Annotated in this window: 17 protein-coding genes; 3 read left to right on the forward strand and 14 right to left on the reverse strand. The window is 69.6% G+C overall.

All coding sequences use genetic code 11. The features are described from left to right. Positions 1–103 precede the first annotated feature (103 nt). A complete protein-coding gene (locus tag J2Y42_RS00750) occupies positions 104–526 on the reverse strand; it encodes a hypothetical protein (RefSeq protein ID WP_309853798.1) in 423 nt (140 codons plus the stop codon). 57 nt (positions 527–583) lie between these two features. Between J2Y42_RS00750 and J2Y42_RS00755 the strand changes: the two genes are divergently transcribed. The 3 genes from J2Y42_RS00755 to J2Y42_RS00765 all read left to right on the forward strand — a co-directional run bounded on the left by J2Y42_RS00755 (position 584) and on the right by J2Y42_RS00765 (position 2390). Continuing rightward, positions 584–1558, forward strand: a complete 975-nt coding sequence (locus tag J2Y42_RS00755; protein WP_309853800.1) for a pirin family protein — start codon at positions 584–586, stop codon at positions 1556–1558. A 143-nt stretch (positions 1559–1701) separates the two neighbouring features. After that, positions 1702–1980 (forward strand): FitA-like ribbon-helix-helix domain-containing protein, encoded by a 279-nt coding sequence (locus tag J2Y42_RS00760; RefSeq protein WP_018192116.1) that lies wholly within the window; start codon positions 1702–1704, stop codon positions 1978–1980. Positions 1981–1991: 11 nt separating this feature from the next. Next, positions 1992–2390 carry a type II toxin-antitoxin system VapC family toxin gene (locus J2Y42_RS00765; protein WP_309857973.1) on the forward strand — a complete coding sequence of 133 codons (399 nt, stop codon included), beginning with the start codon at positions 1992–1994 and terminating at the stop codon, positions 2388–2390. A 33-nt stretch (positions 2391–2423) separates the two neighbouring features. Here the strand turns inward: J2Y42_RS00765 and cls are convergent, their stop codons facing one another. The 13 genes from cls to ftsH form a co-directional block, all read right to left on the reverse strand. Then, a complete protein-coding gene (cls, locus tag J2Y42_RS00770) occupies positions 2424–3887 on the reverse strand; it encodes a cardiolipin synthase (protein WP_309853805.1) in 1464 nt (487 codons plus the stop codon). Positions 3888–3983: 96 nt separating this feature from the next. Further along, positions 3984–4157, reverse strand: coding sequence for a hypothetical protein (locus J2Y42_RS00775; RefSeq protein WP_018192119.1), 174 nt, complete (start codon positions 4155–4157; stop codon positions 3984–3986). Positions 4158–4190: 33 nt separating this feature from the next. Continuing rightward, on the reverse strand, positions 4191–5720 hold the full coding sequence (gene lysS, locus J2Y42_RS00780; RefSeq protein WP_309853808.1) for a lysine--tRNA ligase: 1530 nt from the start codon (positions 5718–5720) through the stop codon (positions 4191–4193). A gap of 41 nt (positions 5721–5761) precedes the next feature. Beyond that, positions 5762–6640 carry a pantoate--beta-alanine ligase gene (gene panC / locus J2Y42_RS00785; RefSeq protein WP_309853811.1) on the reverse strand — a complete coding sequence of 293 codons (879 nt, stop codon included), beginning with the start codon at positions 6638–6640 and terminating at the stop codon, positions 5762–5764. A gap of 34 nt (positions 6641–6674) precedes the next feature. Next, a complete protein-coding gene (locus tag J2Y42_RS00790) occupies positions 6675–7511 on the reverse strand; it encodes a DUF2520 domain-containing protein (protein WP_309853813.1) in 837 nt (278 codons plus the stop codon). Then, positions 7511–9184, reverse strand: a complete 1674-nt coding sequence (locus J2Y42_RS00795) for a PH domain-containing protein (RefSeq protein ID WP_309853816.1) — start codon at positions 9182–9184, stop codon at positions 7511–7513. The genes J2Y42_RS00790 and J2Y42_RS00795 overlap by 1 nt, the downstream gene beginning before the upstream one ends. Continuing rightward, entirely contained in the window at positions 9181–9666 is a 486-nt protein-coding gene (locus tag J2Y42_RS00800) for a PH domain-containing protein (RefSeq protein WP_309853817.1), read from the reverse strand. The genes J2Y42_RS00795 and J2Y42_RS00800 overlap by 4 nt, the downstream gene beginning before the upstream one ends. Further along, complete coding sequence (locus tag J2Y42_RS00805) at positions 9650–10129, reverse strand: DUF3180 domain-containing protein (protein ID WP_309853820.1); 480 nt, start codon at positions 10127–10129, stop codon at positions 9650–9652. The genes J2Y42_RS00800 and J2Y42_RS00805 overlap by 17 nt, the downstream gene beginning before the upstream one ends. Then, on the reverse strand, positions 10126–10635 hold the full coding sequence (folK, locus tag J2Y42_RS00810) for a 2-amino-4-hydroxy-6-hydroxymethyldihydropteridine diphosphokinase (RefSeq protein WP_309853823.1): 510 nt from the start codon (positions 10633–10635) through the stop codon (positions 10126–10128). Before folK ends, J2Y42_RS00805 begins: the two co-directional genes overlap by 4 nt. Positions 10636–10664: 29 nt before the next feature. Beyond that, the gene (gene folB / locus J2Y42_RS00815; RefSeq protein ID WP_309853827.1) at positions 10665–11048 is read right to left on the reverse strand and encodes a dihydroneopterin aldolase; all 384 of its coding nucleotides are present in this window, start codon (positions 11046–11048) and stop codon (positions 10665–10667) included. Then, positions 11041–11844, reverse strand: a complete 804-nt coding sequence (gene folP / locus J2Y42_RS00820; RefSeq protein ID WP_018192128.1) for a dihydropteroate synthase — start codon at positions 11842–11844, stop codon at positions 11041–11043. The genes folB and folP overlap by 8 nt, the downstream gene beginning before the upstream one ends. After that, positions 11841–12419, reverse strand: a complete 579-nt coding sequence (gene folE / locus J2Y42_RS00825; protein ID WP_309853831.1) for a GTP cyclohydrolase I — start codon at positions 12417–12419, stop codon at positions 11841–11843. Before folE ends, folP begins: the two co-directional genes overlap by 4 nt. 13 nt (positions 12420–12432) lie before the next feature. Continuing rightward, the gene (gene ftsH / locus J2Y42_RS00830) at positions 12433–14436 is read right to left on the reverse strand and encodes an ATP-dependent zinc metalloprotease FtsH (RefSeq protein ID WP_018192130.1); all 2004 of its coding nucleotides are present in this window, start codon (positions 14434–14436) and stop codon (positions 12433–12435) included. Positions 14437–14462: the final 26 nt, after the last annotated feature.

Below are 14462 nucleotides of genomic sequence, written 5' to 3' on the forward strand. Positions count from 1 at the left end.
GTTCGGCGTCGATACAAAGAGAGTAACCACCGCTCCCCCTGTCCCGTGGCCCTGTTCGCCGTGGGCGTGACGTGCCGTCAGGGACCGGGCGGATTGCGGCCGATCAGCCCCGATCGGCGGGCAGCGTGAGCGTCGAGTCCGGCAGGACGATGTTCACCCCGGTGCCTTTCGCGATGCGGTCCGGCGTGGCGAAGACGGTGGTGTGGGGGACGTAGTCCCGGGTGCAGATGCCTCCGGGGGCCGGCGCCAGGGTTGCCGTGATCGTGTCATCCGCGCTGGCGGTCACGTTGGCGACCTTCGGCGGGCACGTGGAGCTCCCGTACAGGACGATGGCGAACCGGTCGCCGCCGTCGAGCCAGGCGGCCCAGGACGCCCCGCCAGCGCTGCTCGCCGGGGCGTCGATCCCTTTCGGCTCGCCCGAGTAGTCCTCGACCGGCCTGCCCGGCGCGGCGCTGCATCCGGCGAGCGCGGCGACCACCAGGATCGCCGCAGCGGCGGGGAGGAGTCTGGTCGCAGTCCGGGGCACGGCACCATTCTAAGAAGGCCGGCTCCGGCCTTCCTGCCCGACGCCTAGGATGCCGCTATGAGCAACTTGGAGCGCGATCCGGCCGAGGTCGTGGCGGCGTCGGCTGTGCTCACGGATGCCGGCGTGGAGATCCTGGAACCGCGGGATGTGCCCCTCGGCGGCCCGCGCGCGATGACCGTGCGCCGGACGCTCCCGCAGCGTCGTCGTTCGCTGATCGGCGGCTGGTGCTTCATCGACCACTACGGCCCGGACGACGTGTCGACGACGGGCGGCATGCGCGTCCCGCCGCATCCGCACACGGGGCTGCAGACGGTCAGCTGGCTCTTCGAGGGAGAGATCGACCACCGCGACAGCGTGGGCAGTCACGCTCTCGTCCGGCCCGGCGAGCTGAATCTGATGACCGCCGGCCGCGGGATCAGCCATTCGGAGGTGTCGACGCCGGGAACGCAGCGCCTGCACGGCGTTCAGCTCTGGGTGGCCCTTCCCGACGCCTCGCGGGATGTCGCGCCGTTCTTCGAGCATCACACGCCGGTGGCGGGCAGCATCGGCCCGGCCTCGGTGCGGACGTTCGTCGGGTCGCTCGCGGGAAGCGGCACGTCCGCGACGGTGTTCTCGCCGCTCGTCGGGGCCGAGGTCGTCATCCCGGCCGGCGCCACGATCGAGATCCCGCTCGAGGCGGGATTCGAGCATGGCGTGCTCGTCGACACGGGCGACGTGACCATCGACGGCACACCCATTCCGGTCTCCCACCTGGCCTATCTGCGTCCCGGTCGCACGAGCCTCTCGGTGAGCACGAGGGCGGACGCCCGGATCGTGCTCCTCGGCGGAGAGCCGCTGGGTGAACACATCGTGATGTGGTGGAACTTCATCGGCCGGAGCCATGAGGACGTGGTCGCCTACCGGGCGCAGTGGCAGGGCGAGGTCATCGCGGGAGCCGATCCCCGCGGGCGCTTCGGCACCGTCGAGGGCTACGACGGAACGCCGCTGCCGGCCCCGGAACTGCCGACGGTCCGCCTGCGCCCGCGCGGCTGAGGGTATCCGTCCACATCTCGGCAACCACGGCGCTTCTCCACAGTTCGAGCTCCCTCGGCCCCTCCCGGCTTCCCGCACGCCAGGATGGTCTCAGTGCATGCAAATCCATTGCTTCTGCATGCATCTCACCGTAAACTGAACCCATGGGAGTCACCGTGCAAGTGCGAGATCTGGATCCAGCCGTCAACGATCGCCTGAAGGCGGCAGCAGCAGCGAAAGGGCTGTCGTACTCGGAGTACCTCCGCAGGCAGCTCACCCGCATCGCCGAGAGGCTGCGCATCGAGGAGCGTTGGGCGGAGGTGACGGTCGAGCAGCGCGTGCTGGCCCAGCGTCAGCCTCCGAGCGCCAGCGGTCGACGACCGTTGAACATCACCACGGAGGAGATCGTCCAGGGCATTCGCGACGACCGGGGAAGCCGATGATCGCGGCGGTGATGGACTGCAGCGCTCTCGTCGAACTGCTCTCGCACGAAGGTCTCGCAGCGTTCGAAGAGAACGACGAGCTGGCCGAGTGCATCCTGGTGGCGCCCCACCTGATCGACCCGGAGTTCGTGAGCGCGATGCGCAAGCACGCCCTCCGGCGCCCGGAAGACGCTCAGCTGGCCGAGCAGGTGATCCTCGAGTTCTACCGACTCGAGATCATGCGCGTGGAGCACGAGCCGCTCTGGCCCGATGCGTGGCGCTGGCGAGAGAACCTGAGCGCCTACGACGCCATGTACGTCGCACTCGCCCGTCTCATGGAGCTGCCACTCGTGACGGCAGACGACCGCCTCGCCGCGGCGGCCGAACGGTGGTGCGAGGTCAGACGATTGAGCGAACTGCAGCCGGCCTGAGCGCCGCCCGCACGGCTCCGCAGGTCTGGCGGGTCACTGCAGTGCGGAGGTCAGCCGAGCCAGGTTGTCCAGAACTGTGGAGCGGAGCGGCTGCTTCATCCACTCGTCCAGCGTGAGCTCTCGGCTGTCCTGGCGATAGCCGTCCTCGACCTTCCGCATCTCATCCACGAACGAACGCCCGCGCACCATGAGGGAGACCTCCATGTTGAGCTGGAAGGAACGCATGTCCATGTTGCTCGAACCGATGACGGCGACGTCGTCGTCGATCGTGAAGTGCTTCGCATGAAGGATGTAGGGCGCCTTGTACATCCAGATCCGGACTCCCGCCCGCAGGAGTGCCTCGTAGTAGGAGCGCTGGGCGTGATACACGAGCGCCTGGTCACCGATCTCGGAGACGAACAGGTCGACGCGGATCCCCCGCTGAACGGCCGAGGTGACGGCCATGAGCATGGACTCGTCCGGCACGAAGTAGGGGGAGGTGATGACGATGCGCTCCTGTGCGTAGTAGAGCAGGGCGAGGAAGAGGCGCAGGTTGTTCTCGCCGGCGAATCCGGGTCCGGAGGGAACGACCTGGGCGTCGAGCTCGTTCTCGTCGATCTCGTCGGTGATGGGCTCCGTCTCGCGGCGGAGCAGCTCGTCCGTCTCGCTGTACCAGTCCGTGATGAAGATGGCGTTGAGACCGGCGACGATCGGTCCCTCGAGCCGGACGATGAGCTCCTTCCACTTCAGCCCACGCCGGATGTTCGAGCGCTTGTTGTAGCTGCGATCGATGACGTTCTGCGAACCCATGAACGCCACGCGGCCGTCGACCACGAGAAGCTTGCGATGGTTGCGCAGGTCGGGGCGCTGGTACTTCCCCTTGAACGGCTGGATGGGGAGCATGAGCTGCCACCGGGCACCCATCGCGGTCAGCCTGTGGAGGGTGCGCTTGTAGTCGGGCGTCCGCAGCGAGGCGATGTGGTCGAGCAGTACGCGAACGGTCACGCCGCGCTTCACGGCGGCCTCGAGGGCATCGAAGAACGGCGCCGTCGTCTTGTCGAGGGTCAGGATGTAGAACTCGACGTGGACGTAGCGCTTGGCCTTGCCGATCTCCTCGGCCATCGCGTCGAGAGAGCCCTGGTAGTCACCGTTCAGGGTCGCGCGGTTGCCGCCCACGAGCGGCATCGCCCCGAGCTTGCGGTTGAGCTCGACGACGCCCTCGAGCCACGGCGGCCACGGGTGATCGCGGCGAACCCGCTCGATTCCCTCGGTGCTGTCGATAATGAAGCGGTTGATCTCGTCCTGCTTCTGCCGGCGGCTCTTCGGGAGCTTGTAACTGCCGATCAGAAGGAAGAACAGGATGCCGATGTACGGGATCAGGAAGATCGCCAGCAGCCACGCGGTCGCCGACGTCGGCTTGCGGTTGCGCGGGACGATGATGATCGCCAGAACGCGGATGACGAAGTCGACGAGGAGTGCCAGGACGATGAAGAACGAGACCCAGAACCCCGTCTCCATGCACGCATCCCTCGGTCGATCGCTCAAGGACGCGCACGCGTCCCCAGACATACCGTAGCGGGAACGCGAACGGCGAGCGGTGAGGCCCTCCGCGGGTCAGGCCTTGGGGGCGAGGCCGCGGCGAGCGCGCTCCTCGGCTTCCAGCCGCGAGTAGGCCTTGCGCTCGTTGCGGTCGGCACGCACGATCGCGCGCATGATCGCCCAGAACAGCAGGCCGACCAGGACGGTCGGTGCGAGGGCCCAGACGATACCGCTGATGACGTCGTTCATAGCGCCTCCATCGTACCGCCGGGTCCTGAGTGCCTACTTGACCAGCGGGAAGAGGATCGTCTCGCGGATGCCCAGGCCGGTGAGGGCCATCAGCAGGCGGTCGATGCCCATTCCCATTCCGCCCGTGGGCGGCATGCCGAATTCGAGGGCCCGCAGGAACTCCTCGTCGAGACGCATCGCCTCGTTGTCGCCCGCTGCAGCGAGCTTCGCCTGCTCGACGAAGCGCTCGCGCTGGACGACCGGGTCGACGAGTTCGGAGTATCCGGTCGCCAGCTCGAAGCCGCGCGTGTACAGATCCCACTTCTCGACGACGCCCTCGCGCGACCGGTGGGCGCGCACCAGGGGGCTGGTGTCGACGGGGAAGTCCATGACGAACGTCGGCCGCACGAGGTCGGTCTTGACGTAGTGCTCCCACAGCTCCTCGACGTACTTGCCGGGCAGCGGGTGCTCGATCTCGATCCCGGCCAGGGCAGCCAGCTCCCGCAGGCGCTCGATCGGGGTCTCCGGCGTGATCTCCTCGCCGAGCGCGTCCGAGAGGCTGTCGTACATGCGGATGCGGTCCCACTCGCCGCCGAGATCGTACTCGGTACCGTCGGCCCATGTGACGACGTGCGATCCGGAGACCGCGACGGCCGCATCCTGAATCAGCGTCTGGGTGAGGTCGGCGATCGAGTTGTAGTCGCCATAGGCCTGGTAGGCCTCCAGCATGGCGAACTCCGGGGAGTGCGTCGAGTCGGCGCCCTCGTTGCGAAAGTTGCGGTTGATCTCGAACACGTGGTCGATGCCGCCGACCACAGCGCGCTTCAGGTAGAGCTCCGGCGCGATGCGGAGATACAGCTCCGTGTCGAAGGCGTTCGAGTGCGTGACGAACGGGCGGGCGGACGCACCACCGTGGATGACCTGCAGCATCGGCGTCTCGACCTCGACGAAGCCGCGGTCCGCGAACGTGCGGCGCAGGCTCGCGACGGCTGCGGCGCGGTCGAGGACCGTCTTCCGGGCCTGGTCGCGCGCGATCAGGTCGAGGTAGCGGGCGCGGACGCGCGTCTCCTCGCTCAGCTCGCTGTGCAGGTTCGGCAGCGGCAGCAGCGCCTTGGCGGCGATGCGCCACTCCTGCGCCATGACCGACAGCTCGCCGCGACGGCTCGAGACCACCTCGCCGGAGACGAACACATGGTCGCCCAGGTCGACGAGCTCCTTCCACGCGCCCAGCGACTCCTCGCCCACCTCGGCGAGCGACACCATGACCTGGATCCGCGAGCCGTCGCCGGCCTGCAGCACCGCGAAGCACAGCTTGCCGGTGTTGCGCAGATGGACGACGCGGCCGGCGATGCCGACGATCTCGCCCGAGCCCTCGTCCGGCTGCAGGTGATCCCACTTCGCGCGGACGGCCGGGATGGTCGTGGTGACCGGAACCTGCACCGGGTATGCGCCGCCGCCGGGGCCCTCGGCCTCTGCGAGCAGACGGTCGCGCTTGCCGAGCCGGACCGCCTTCTGCTCGCTGATCTCGTCTTCGCCGAGCTGGTCGTCGCCGAGGTCGGCCGCGGTGGTCTGCGCGTCGGTCATCGCTGTCTTTCCGTTCGAAGGTGCGGGCGGTGGTGCGGTGGTCACGTCGTGAGGCGCTGGTTGTCGATCAGCCGGGTCGTTCCGACGCGAGCGGCGATCAGCATCAGGGCGGGACCGTGGTGGTCAGGCGACGCTTCGCGGAAGGTTTCCGGGTCGACGATCGCGAGATAGTCAAGCTTAACGGCTGGGTCCGCCTCGACGTGCGCGCGAGCCGCTTGCAGCGCCGCGTCCACACCATCGCGAGCGGCCTCCGAGCCCGCGGACAGGGCGCGGGACAGGGTGACGGCGGCGAGGCGCTGGTCCTCATCCAGGTAGCGGTTCCGGCTGGACAGGGCGAGGCCGTCCGACTCGCGGACGGTGTCCACGACGGCGATCGAGACCGGCAGGTTGAGGTCATCGACCATGCGCGCGATGACGTGCACCTGCTGGGCGTCCTTCTGACCGAAGACGGCGACGTCCGGTTGCACGATGTTGAAGAGCTTGCTGACGACGGTCAGGACGCCGTCGAAGTGTCCGGGGCGGGAGGCTCCTTCGAAGAGGGAGCCGGACTCCCCCGCGGTCACGCGGGTCTCCGAGGGACCGTTCGGGTACATCTCCGAGGCGGAGGGAGCGAACACGACATCCGCGAGGCCCTCGAGCGCGGTCACGTCCGCATCCAGGGTGCGCGGGTAGCGGTCCAGATCCTCGCCCGGGCCGAACTGCAGCGGGTTCACGAAGATCGACACCACGACGAAACCGCCGAGGTCGCGCGCCTGCGACACCAGCCGAAGGTGCCCCTCGTGGAGCGCGCCCATCGTCGGCACGAGCACCACGCGACCGGTGGGGGCGTCGGCAGGGCCGTCCTGGTGCGCGACACGGCGCGCATCCGCGACCCGAGCCCGCAGCTCGGCGATGGTGGTGATGATCTCTGGCATGCGCATCCCTTCGGCCGGCTCGAAACCGGCCGGAACCAGGCTACTCGCCGCGCAGGAACCAGCCGCGCCCGTCGTCACCGGGATCACCTTCCGTGCCCGCGGCTCCGGGGGCCGCATCTCCCGACACGTCATCCTGCAGCGCGCCGATCACGTCGAGATCCAGCCGGGTCGGAGCGCCCGCACGGGTGAGGGCGTTGTCCACCGTCGAGCGGATGAGCGAACTCAGGAACGAACCGGGCTTCTCGACGCCGATGCTCCGCAGCAGTCCCGTCGACTGCTCCACGATCGAGCGGGAGAACGCCGTCGCCGTCGCGATCGCCTCGGCATAAGCGGGCCGATCGGCCTCGTCCACCACCACCGGCTCGCCGCCCATCTCGACCACCAGCGCCTGCGCGATCGGAAGGACCGGCGCCGGGGCCGTCACCGCGAAGTAGCTCTCGCCGAGCCGGGTGAGATCCAGACTCGTGCCGGTGAACTCCAGGGCCGGGTGGACGGCCAGCGGGATGGCGCCAGCGGCCGTCGCGGGCTGCAGCACGTCGATCCCGAACCCGGGAGCCGTGTGTAGCACGATCTGGCCGGGCTGCCACGTTCCCGTCGCCGCGAGACCCGCGACCAGACTCGGGAGCTCCGCCAAGGGCACGGCCAGGATCACCAGCTCGCTGCGCTCCACCACGGTCGGGATGTCGAGCACCGGCACTCCCGGCAGCATCGCCTCCGCGCGCTCCCGGCTCTGCTCCGACACGGCCGAGACTCCGACGATCGCGTGCCCCGCGCCGGCCAGGGCGAGCCCGAGCACCGGACCGACACGGCCGGCGCCGATGATGCCGAGCCCCAGCCGGCCGGAGCGCTGCGAAGGCGGACGGGCGGACGGCAACATCAGTGCTCCTTCTCGGTGTGGTTCGTGGCCTGCCCCCAGCGGTGACTCCGGTCAGCAGCCGCCGCCGCGACGGCCCGTGCCGACACCTCTTCGAACAGCCGGACGCCGGAGGGCGCGTCGATCGCCGCCAGGCGCGGGCGCACCGGGCCCGACACCGTGTGGAACCGCGCCTCGGCGAGCGCGAGGGCCGCATCCAGCGGTCCCTGCTGGAGCTCCAGGCTCTGCAGCCGAGCGAGCGGAACGATCGCGAGACTTCGCCAGACGAACCCCCGGCGCAGCAGGATCGCGTCGTCGACCACGCGGTAACCGGTGCGCTGCCACGAGAACGGACGGATCCACACCGCCCGCCGCGGACTGCCGACGAAGGCATCCCGTCCCGACGACGTCATTCCCGACTCGATCAGGTCCCGGTGCTCGTCGGTCGCGAAGCCCGGCAGCACCAGCGACAGCACCCGGAAGACGTCGGCCGCGTCGCCGACCGGAAGCATCGTCGTATTCGGTTGCCCCGCTGCGCCCTTCTCACGGGAATGGCCCGCCGTGTCGATGCGGATCTGCCACCAGCCGAACGGCCGCCATAGCAGCGGCTGCAGCACCTCGACGGCATGGATGCGCCCGGGCGGCAACGTCTCGTTGCTCGTGCTCAGCAGGCCGAAGCCGACGCGCACTCCGTCCGGCGTCCCGGCGATCGAGTACCGCAGCGACTTCGTGAAGCGGTTGATGTAGAAGCTGGCGGACCCGATCAGGCCGGGCAGCACCACGATGAGGAGCCACAGTTCTCCACTCGACGCACCCCAGATCAGGAAGGCGATCACGACGAGCACGAACACGGTGAACCCACTCAGGAGCAGCGAGCCCAGCAGCCGCAGCGGTGGGATCTTGACGACCGACTCTGGCGGCGCGGCATTCGGATCCAGCTCCGGAGCCAGGAACTCGTTCACGCGACGGCCGACGAGGTCGCCGACCGCCGCGGCACGGGACGGCGCACCGCCGGTCGTCGGCACGCCTTCTGGCGCATCGCCACCGGTCTCCGCGACCGTACCCGCGGTCACCCCGCCTGCCGCTGCCGCTGCCGCGGCCTCCGCCGCGCGCACGCCCGATGCCAGCCGCAGCACATCCGCGCGCAGCCCGTCCGCCAGCGACGAGCCCAGATACGCCAGCTGCACGTTCGCGTCGTGGCCGGCAACCGACACATCCAGCTTGGCCGCTCCGAAGATGCGCGCCAGCACCGGCCGCACGACGTTGATTCCCTGGATGCGGTCGAGTCGTGCCTTGCGCTGCGTGCGGAACAGGATGCCGCTGCGCACCTCGACCGCGTCGCCCGTGATCCGGAAGCTGTGCATCCGCCACGAGAGGTAGAAGGCGCCGAAGCAGAGCAGCAGCACGACCGCCACCCCGAGCAGCGCCCAGCCTTCCCAGCCGTGATCGTAGATCGCGTCCAGCGGGTCACCGCCGTACTCGGGGGCACCGACGAAGAAGCCGATCAGGCGCTCGCGGAGGTTCGACAGCACGAACCCGAACAGCGCGATGAACACGATGCCGCCGCGAAGCAGGGGCGTCGCGGGATGCAGCCGATGCCACTCGCCGTCGGTGTACCGCTCGGCGGCGCGCTCGGCACCCGTCAGCGGGCGGCCGACGGGCGGACCCGCCGGCGCTCCGCCATCCGGTGCGCTCACAGCCCTGCCCGTCTGCTCTCCGCCAGCTCGACGAGCCGGTCGCGAAGCTCCGCGGCCTCCGGTTCGGGAAGGCCCGGAACCATGACTCCGGTGGATGCGGCGGCCGTGACGAACTTGAGATCGGCCAATCCGAGCATCCGGCTGACCGGTCCGCGATTGATGTCGATGAGCTGCATGCGCCCGTACGGCACCGAGACGAAGCGCTGGAACATGATGCCGCGGCGAAACAGCAGGTCGTCGTCGCGCAGCCGGTACCCGATCGACCGGGCGCGGCGCGGCGCGATGATCAGCGCGATCACCGAGATCACGACCACGACGACCAGCGCCACCCAGCCGAACGGCCAACCGCCGACCAGCCAGAGAAACAGCGATGCCGCCGCAAGCACCAGCGCGGTGATCACCGTGCTCGCGATCACGACGAGGACGTACTTGGGCGAGACGCGGCGCCACTCGCCGACGTTGAGGTCAATCCGATCGGGCATTCACGGTCTCCGTGCGGTCGTCGTCGTCGCCCGGGGGCAGGGTACAGAACAGTTCGGCGACCAGACCGGCGACGAGCAGGATCACCGCTCCGGCCGTCGCGAGGGCGGTCAGCAGGATGGCGTTGCCGCCGGGCAGCACATCGCGGCTGAGCAGGTAGGCGCCGATCCCGACGCCGATTCCCGTGAGCAGCGCCCCGCTTAGGGCGCACGCTTTGGCGAGCACCACGATCCGCGTCGCCTGGAACGGGTCGATGCGGCGCACACTCCGCCCGCGCACGGCGCGCCGGATCGGCAGGGCGAACGCGATGACGATGATCGCCACCGCCACCAGGGTGATCGGCAGGGTCAGCGGCGGGATGAACACGGGCTGGCCCATGCCTGCGGCGGCGAGCTCGGCCAGGAAGCCGACGACCAGCCCTGCGACGCCGAGGCCGATGAGCGAGCTCGGACGGGTGCGCTTCACGAGCGGCCCTCCCAGAGACGGACGGGGTCGGTGGCGCGGGCCGCGAGCTCGGCCACCGGCCCGAAGCCGGCGAGCCGGGCTCCCGGGTCGACGTCGAGCCAGGGCACGAGGACGAACGCGCGCTCGTGAGCCCGCGGATGCGGCAGCACGATGCGGGGGTCGTCGTCGGACACCATCCCGTCGTAGTCGACGATGTCGATGTCGATGGTGCGGTCGCCCCAATGCTCTTCGCGGATGCGGCCCAGCCGGTCCTCGACGCCGTTCACGACGCCGAGCAGCCCGAGCGGATCGAGCAGGGTGCGGACGAGCGCGACCGCATTGAGGTAGGCGGGCGCCTCCGCGTCGATCCCGTCGGGCTTCAGCGCGGGCGTCTCGTACAGCGGCGAGACCGCCTGCACATCGACTCCGGCCTCCTCGCGCAGTGCATCCACGGCCGCCTCGATGGTGCCGGCCCGGTCGCCCAGGTTGCTGCCGAACGCCAGCACGGCCGGTACGCCGACCCGCATGCGGACCGGCTTCCCCAGCGGCGCGGCGTTCACGCGCGCCCCCGCGTGATGCGCACGGCGACATCCCCGAACGGCACGCTGATCGGCGCCTGCGGCTTGTGGACGGTCACCTCGACGACATCCACCGGCTCGTGCGCGAGCACGGTCGCGGCAACGCGCTCGGCGACGGTCTCGATGAGGTCGACGGGGTCGCGCTCCACGGCCGCGACCACTTCTTCGGCGAGCTCGCCGTAGTGGACGGTGGATGCGAGGTCGTCTCCTGCCGCCGCGATCGAGAGGTCGAGCCACGCCGTGACGTCGACGACGAAGTCCTGGCCTTCGGCGCGCTCGAAGTCGAACACTCCGTGGTTGGCGCGGACGCGCAGACCGGTCAGGACGATCGAGTCGGCGGGCCGCGGCTGGATGCTACTCATCGCGTCCAGCTTGCCATGCCCGCACCACGTCGAGGGCGATCCGCGTCGACGGAACATCGTGGACCCGGACGGCCCACGCGCCCGCCTGCGCCGCGAGCGCCGAGATGACGGCCGTCGGGGCGTCGCGCGCCTCCGCCGGCGCCCCCTCGGGCAGCAGGGCGCCGAGGAACCGTTTGCGGGACGCGCCGATCAGCACCGGGTAGCCGAGCGTCTCGATCTCGTGCAGCCCGGCGAGGACCTGCCAGTTGTGGCGCGCGTTCTTCGAGAAGCCGAGGCCCGGGTCGAGGATGAGTTTCGCCGGGTCGATGCCGCGCCGCACCAGGTCGGTGACGCGCGCGGAGAGTTCGGCCCGCACCTCCGCCACCGTGTGCTCGTACACGGCCCGCGAATCGGCCGCGTCGAGTCGTCCGCGCCAGTGCATCGCGACGTACTGGGCACCCGTCTCGAGCACGACATCCGGCATCCGCTCGTCGGCGAGGCCGCCGGAGACGTCGTTGATGATGGCGGCACCCGCCTCGACCGCGGCCCGCGCGGTGGAGGCGTTAAGGGTGTCGACGCTGACGGTCACCCCGCGGGAGGCCAGCTCGCGGATCACCGGGACGACTCGCGCCTGCTCGTCGACCGGGTCGACGCTCGCGGCTCCGGGCCGGGTCGACTCGCCACCGACATCGACCATGTCGGCGCCCTGCGCGACCAGGTCGAGGCCGTGCGCGATGGCGGCGTCGGGCTCCAGCCAGAGCCCGCCGTCGCTGAACGAGTCCGGCGTCACATTGAGGACGCCCATGATGAGGGTCACTTGACGCCGCGTCCGATCAACGCAATGAGCTCGGCCCGCACCACGGGGTCGGTGTACGCGCCGCGAGCGGCGACGGTCACCGTCGTGCTGCCGGTCTGCCGCGCGCCTCGGGTCGTGACGCAGGAGTGCGCGGCGTCGAGCACGACGAGCACGCCGCGGGCGGCGGCGCCCTGCTCGATGGTGTCCGCGATCTGCTCGGTCAGACGCTCCTGGATCTGCGGCCGCGACGCGAGCGTTTCGATGGCGCGCGGGATGCGCCCCAGCCCGATGACGCTGTCGCCTGGCAGGTACGCGACGTGGGCGACCCCGATGAACGGCAGGAGGTGGTGCTCGCAGACGGAGCGGAACTCCAGGTCGCGCAGCAACACGGTGTCGGCCTGGTGGCCCTGCTCCAGCGGCACCGGCTCACCGAGGTCGGCAGCGGCATCCCGGCCGATCCCGGCGAAGAACTCGGCATACGAGTCCGCCACACGCGAGGGCGTGCTCTCCAGGCCCGGACGCGACGGATCCTCGCCGATGGCGGCGAGGATCTCGGCGACGGCCGCTTCGATGCGCGGACGATCGATGCCGCTCATGCGCGCGACGGCCCTAGGCGGTCGCCGGGCGCGGCTTGATCGCTGGCGAACGCTTCGGCTTAGTCGCCGGCGGCTCGGAGTCGACGCCGCCGTCCACCGCGCCCGCGTCGATCGGGGCCTTGGGGAACGGGATGGGCGGGACATCCGAGATCGGGCGCTTGTCGCTGGAGAGCCACTGCGGGCGCTCGGGCAGCTTCTTCACGTCGGCGAAGATCTCGGCGATCTGGTTGTGGTCGAGGGTCTCGTGCTCGAGCAGCGCAGCCGCCAGGCGGTCGAGGACCGCCCGGTTGTCGTTGAGCACCTCCCACGCCTCGTCGTGCGCCTTCTCGATGAGGGCGCGCACCTCGGCGTCGACGCGCTCGGCGATCCGCTCGGAGTAGTCGCGCTGGTGTCCCATGTCGCGACCGAGGAACATCTCGCCGTTCGCCTGGCCCAGCTTGACCGATCCGATGTCGGCGCTCATGCCGTACTCGGTGACCATCTTGCGGGCGATGGAGGTCGCCTTCTCGATGTCGTTGGAGGCGCCGGTGGTCGGGTCGTGGAACACGATCTCCTCGGCGACGCGGCCGCCCATGGCGTACGCGAGCTGGTCGAGGAGCTCGTTGCGGGTGACCGAGTACTTGTCCTCCAGCGGGAGCACCATGGTGTAGCCGAGGGCACGGCCGCGCGGCAGGATGGTGATCTTCGTCACGGGGTCGGTGTGGCGCATCGCCGCGGCGGCGAGCGCGTGTCCGCCCTCGTGGTACGCCGTGATCAGCTTCTCCTGGTCCTTCATGACCCGGGTGCGCTTCTGCGGACCGGCGATGACGCGATCCACGGCCTCGTCGAGCGCGCGGTTGTCGATCAGCTGGGCGTTCGAGCGGGCGGTGAGCAGCGCGGCCTCGTTGAGGACGTTGGCCAGGTCCGCACCGGTGAAGCCGGGGGTCTTGCGGGCGAGCACCTCGAGGTCGACCGACGCCGCGAGCGGCTTGCCACGGCCGTGCACCTCGAGGATCTTCTTGCGGCCGAGCATGTCGGGCGCATCCACGCCGATCTGGCGGTCGAAGCGGCCGGGGCGCAGAAGCGCGGGGTCGAGGATGTCGGGACGGTTCGTCGCCGCGATCAGGATGACGTTGGTCTTCGGGTCGAAGCCGTCCATCTCCACCAGGAGCTGGTTCAACGTCTGCTCGCGCTCGTCGTGACCGCCGCCGAGCCCGGCGCCGCGGTGACGGCCGACCGCGTCGATCTCGTCGATGAAGATGATGGCGGGCGAGTTCTCCTTCGCCTGCTGGAACAGGTCGCGGACGCGGCTGGCGCCGACACCCACGAACATCTCGACGAAGTCCGAACCGGAGATCGAGTAGAAGGGCACGCCGGCCTCACCCGCGACGGCGCGGGCGAGCAGGGTCTTACCGGTTCCGGGAGGGCCGTACAGCAGCACGCCCTTCGGGATGCGGGCGCCGACCGCCTGGAACTTGGCCGGCTCCTTCAGGAAGTCCTTGATCTCCTGCAGCTCCTCGATGGCCTCGTCCGACCCGGCGACGTCGTCGAAGGTGACCTTCGGCGTCTCCTTGGTCACGAGCTTCGCCCGCGACTTGCCGAACTGCATGACCTTGTTCCCGCCGCCCTGCATGCCGGAGATCATGATCCAGAAGAACACGCCGATGAGCAGAGCCGGGATGAGGAAGCCGAGGATGTTGACGAACCAGTTTGGCTGCGGGACCTCGTCGTCGTAGCCCTTGGGGAGGTTCGCGTCGTCGACCGCCTTCACGACATCCTCGCCGCGGGGGGTGACGTAATAGAACTGCACCTGGTTGCCCAGGTTGCCGTCCGGCTCCTTGAGCGTCAGGTCGACACGGTTCTCACCGTCCACGATCTTCGCGCTCGACACCTTGTCCTGGGAGAGGTACTCCAGGCCCTTCTGCGTCGACACGCTCTTGAAGCCCGACATCGTGATCAGGCTCGAGCCGATCCAGACGATGATGATCGCCAGCACGACATACAGGATCGGGCCGCGGAAGATCTTCTTGACGTTCATGGTGCGACCACAGTACCGCCTGGGCG

This window comes from Leifsonia sp. 1010, from assembly GCF_031455295.1.
Taxonomy (GTDB): Bacteria; Actinomycetota; Actinomycetes; order Actinomycetales; family Microbacteriaceae; genus Leifsonia.

Excerpts from the sequence above, each read along its gene's own strand:
- lysS (WP_309853808.1), bottom strand. The coding sequence starts at position 5,720 with ATGACCGACGCGCAGACCACCGCGGCCGACCTCGGCGACGACCAGCTC.
- folE (WP_309853831.1), bottom strand. The coding sequence starts at position 12,419 with ATGAGCGGCATCGATCGTCCGCGCATCGAAGCGGCCGTCGCCGAGATC.
- J2Y42_RS00775 (WP_018192119.1), bottom strand. The coding sequence starts at position 4,157 with ATGAACGACGTCATCAGCGGTATCGTCTGGGCCCTCGCACCGACCGTC.
- J2Y42_RS00760 (WP_018192116.1), top strand. The coding sequence starts at position 1,702 with ATGGGAGTCACCGTGCAAGTGCGAGATCTGGATCCAGCCGTCAACGAT.
- folB (WP_309853827.1), bottom strand. The coding sequence starts at position 11,048 with ATGAGTAGCATCCAGCCGCGGCCCGCCGACTCGATCGTCCTGACCGGT.
- J2Y42_RS00765 (WP_309857973.1), top strand. The coding sequence starts at position 1,992 with ATGGACTGCAGCGCTCTCGTCGAACTGCTCTCGCACGAAGGTCTCGCA.
- ftsH (WP_018192130.1), bottom strand. The coding sequence starts at position 14,436 with ATGAACGTCAAGAAGATCTTCCGCGGCCCGATCCTGTATGTCGTGCTG.
- J2Y42_RS00800 (WP_309853817.1), bottom strand. The coding sequence starts at position 9,666 with ATGCCCGATCGGATTGACCTCAACGTCGGCGAGTGGCGCCGCGTCTCG.
- panC (WP_309853811.1), bottom strand. The coding sequence starts at position 6,640 with ATGCGCATGCCAGAGATCATCACCACCATCGCCGAGCTGCGGGCTCGG.
- J2Y42_RS00755 (WP_309853800.1), top strand. The coding sequence starts at position 584 with ATGAGCAACTTGGAGCGCGATCCGGCCGAGGTCGTGGCGGCGTCGGCT.
- J2Y42_RS00790 (WP_309853813.1), bottom strand. The coding sequence starts at position 7,511 with ATGTTGCCGTCCGCCCGTCCGCCTTCGCAGCGCTCCGGCCGGCTGGGG.
- folK (WP_309853823.1), bottom strand. The coding sequence starts at position 10,635 with ATGCGGGTCGGCGTACCGGCCGTGCTGGCGTTCGGCAGCAACCTGGGC.
- cls (WP_309853805.1), bottom strand. The coding sequence starts at position 3,887 with ATGGAGACGGGGTTCTGGGTCTCGTTCTTCATCGTCCTGGCACTCCTC.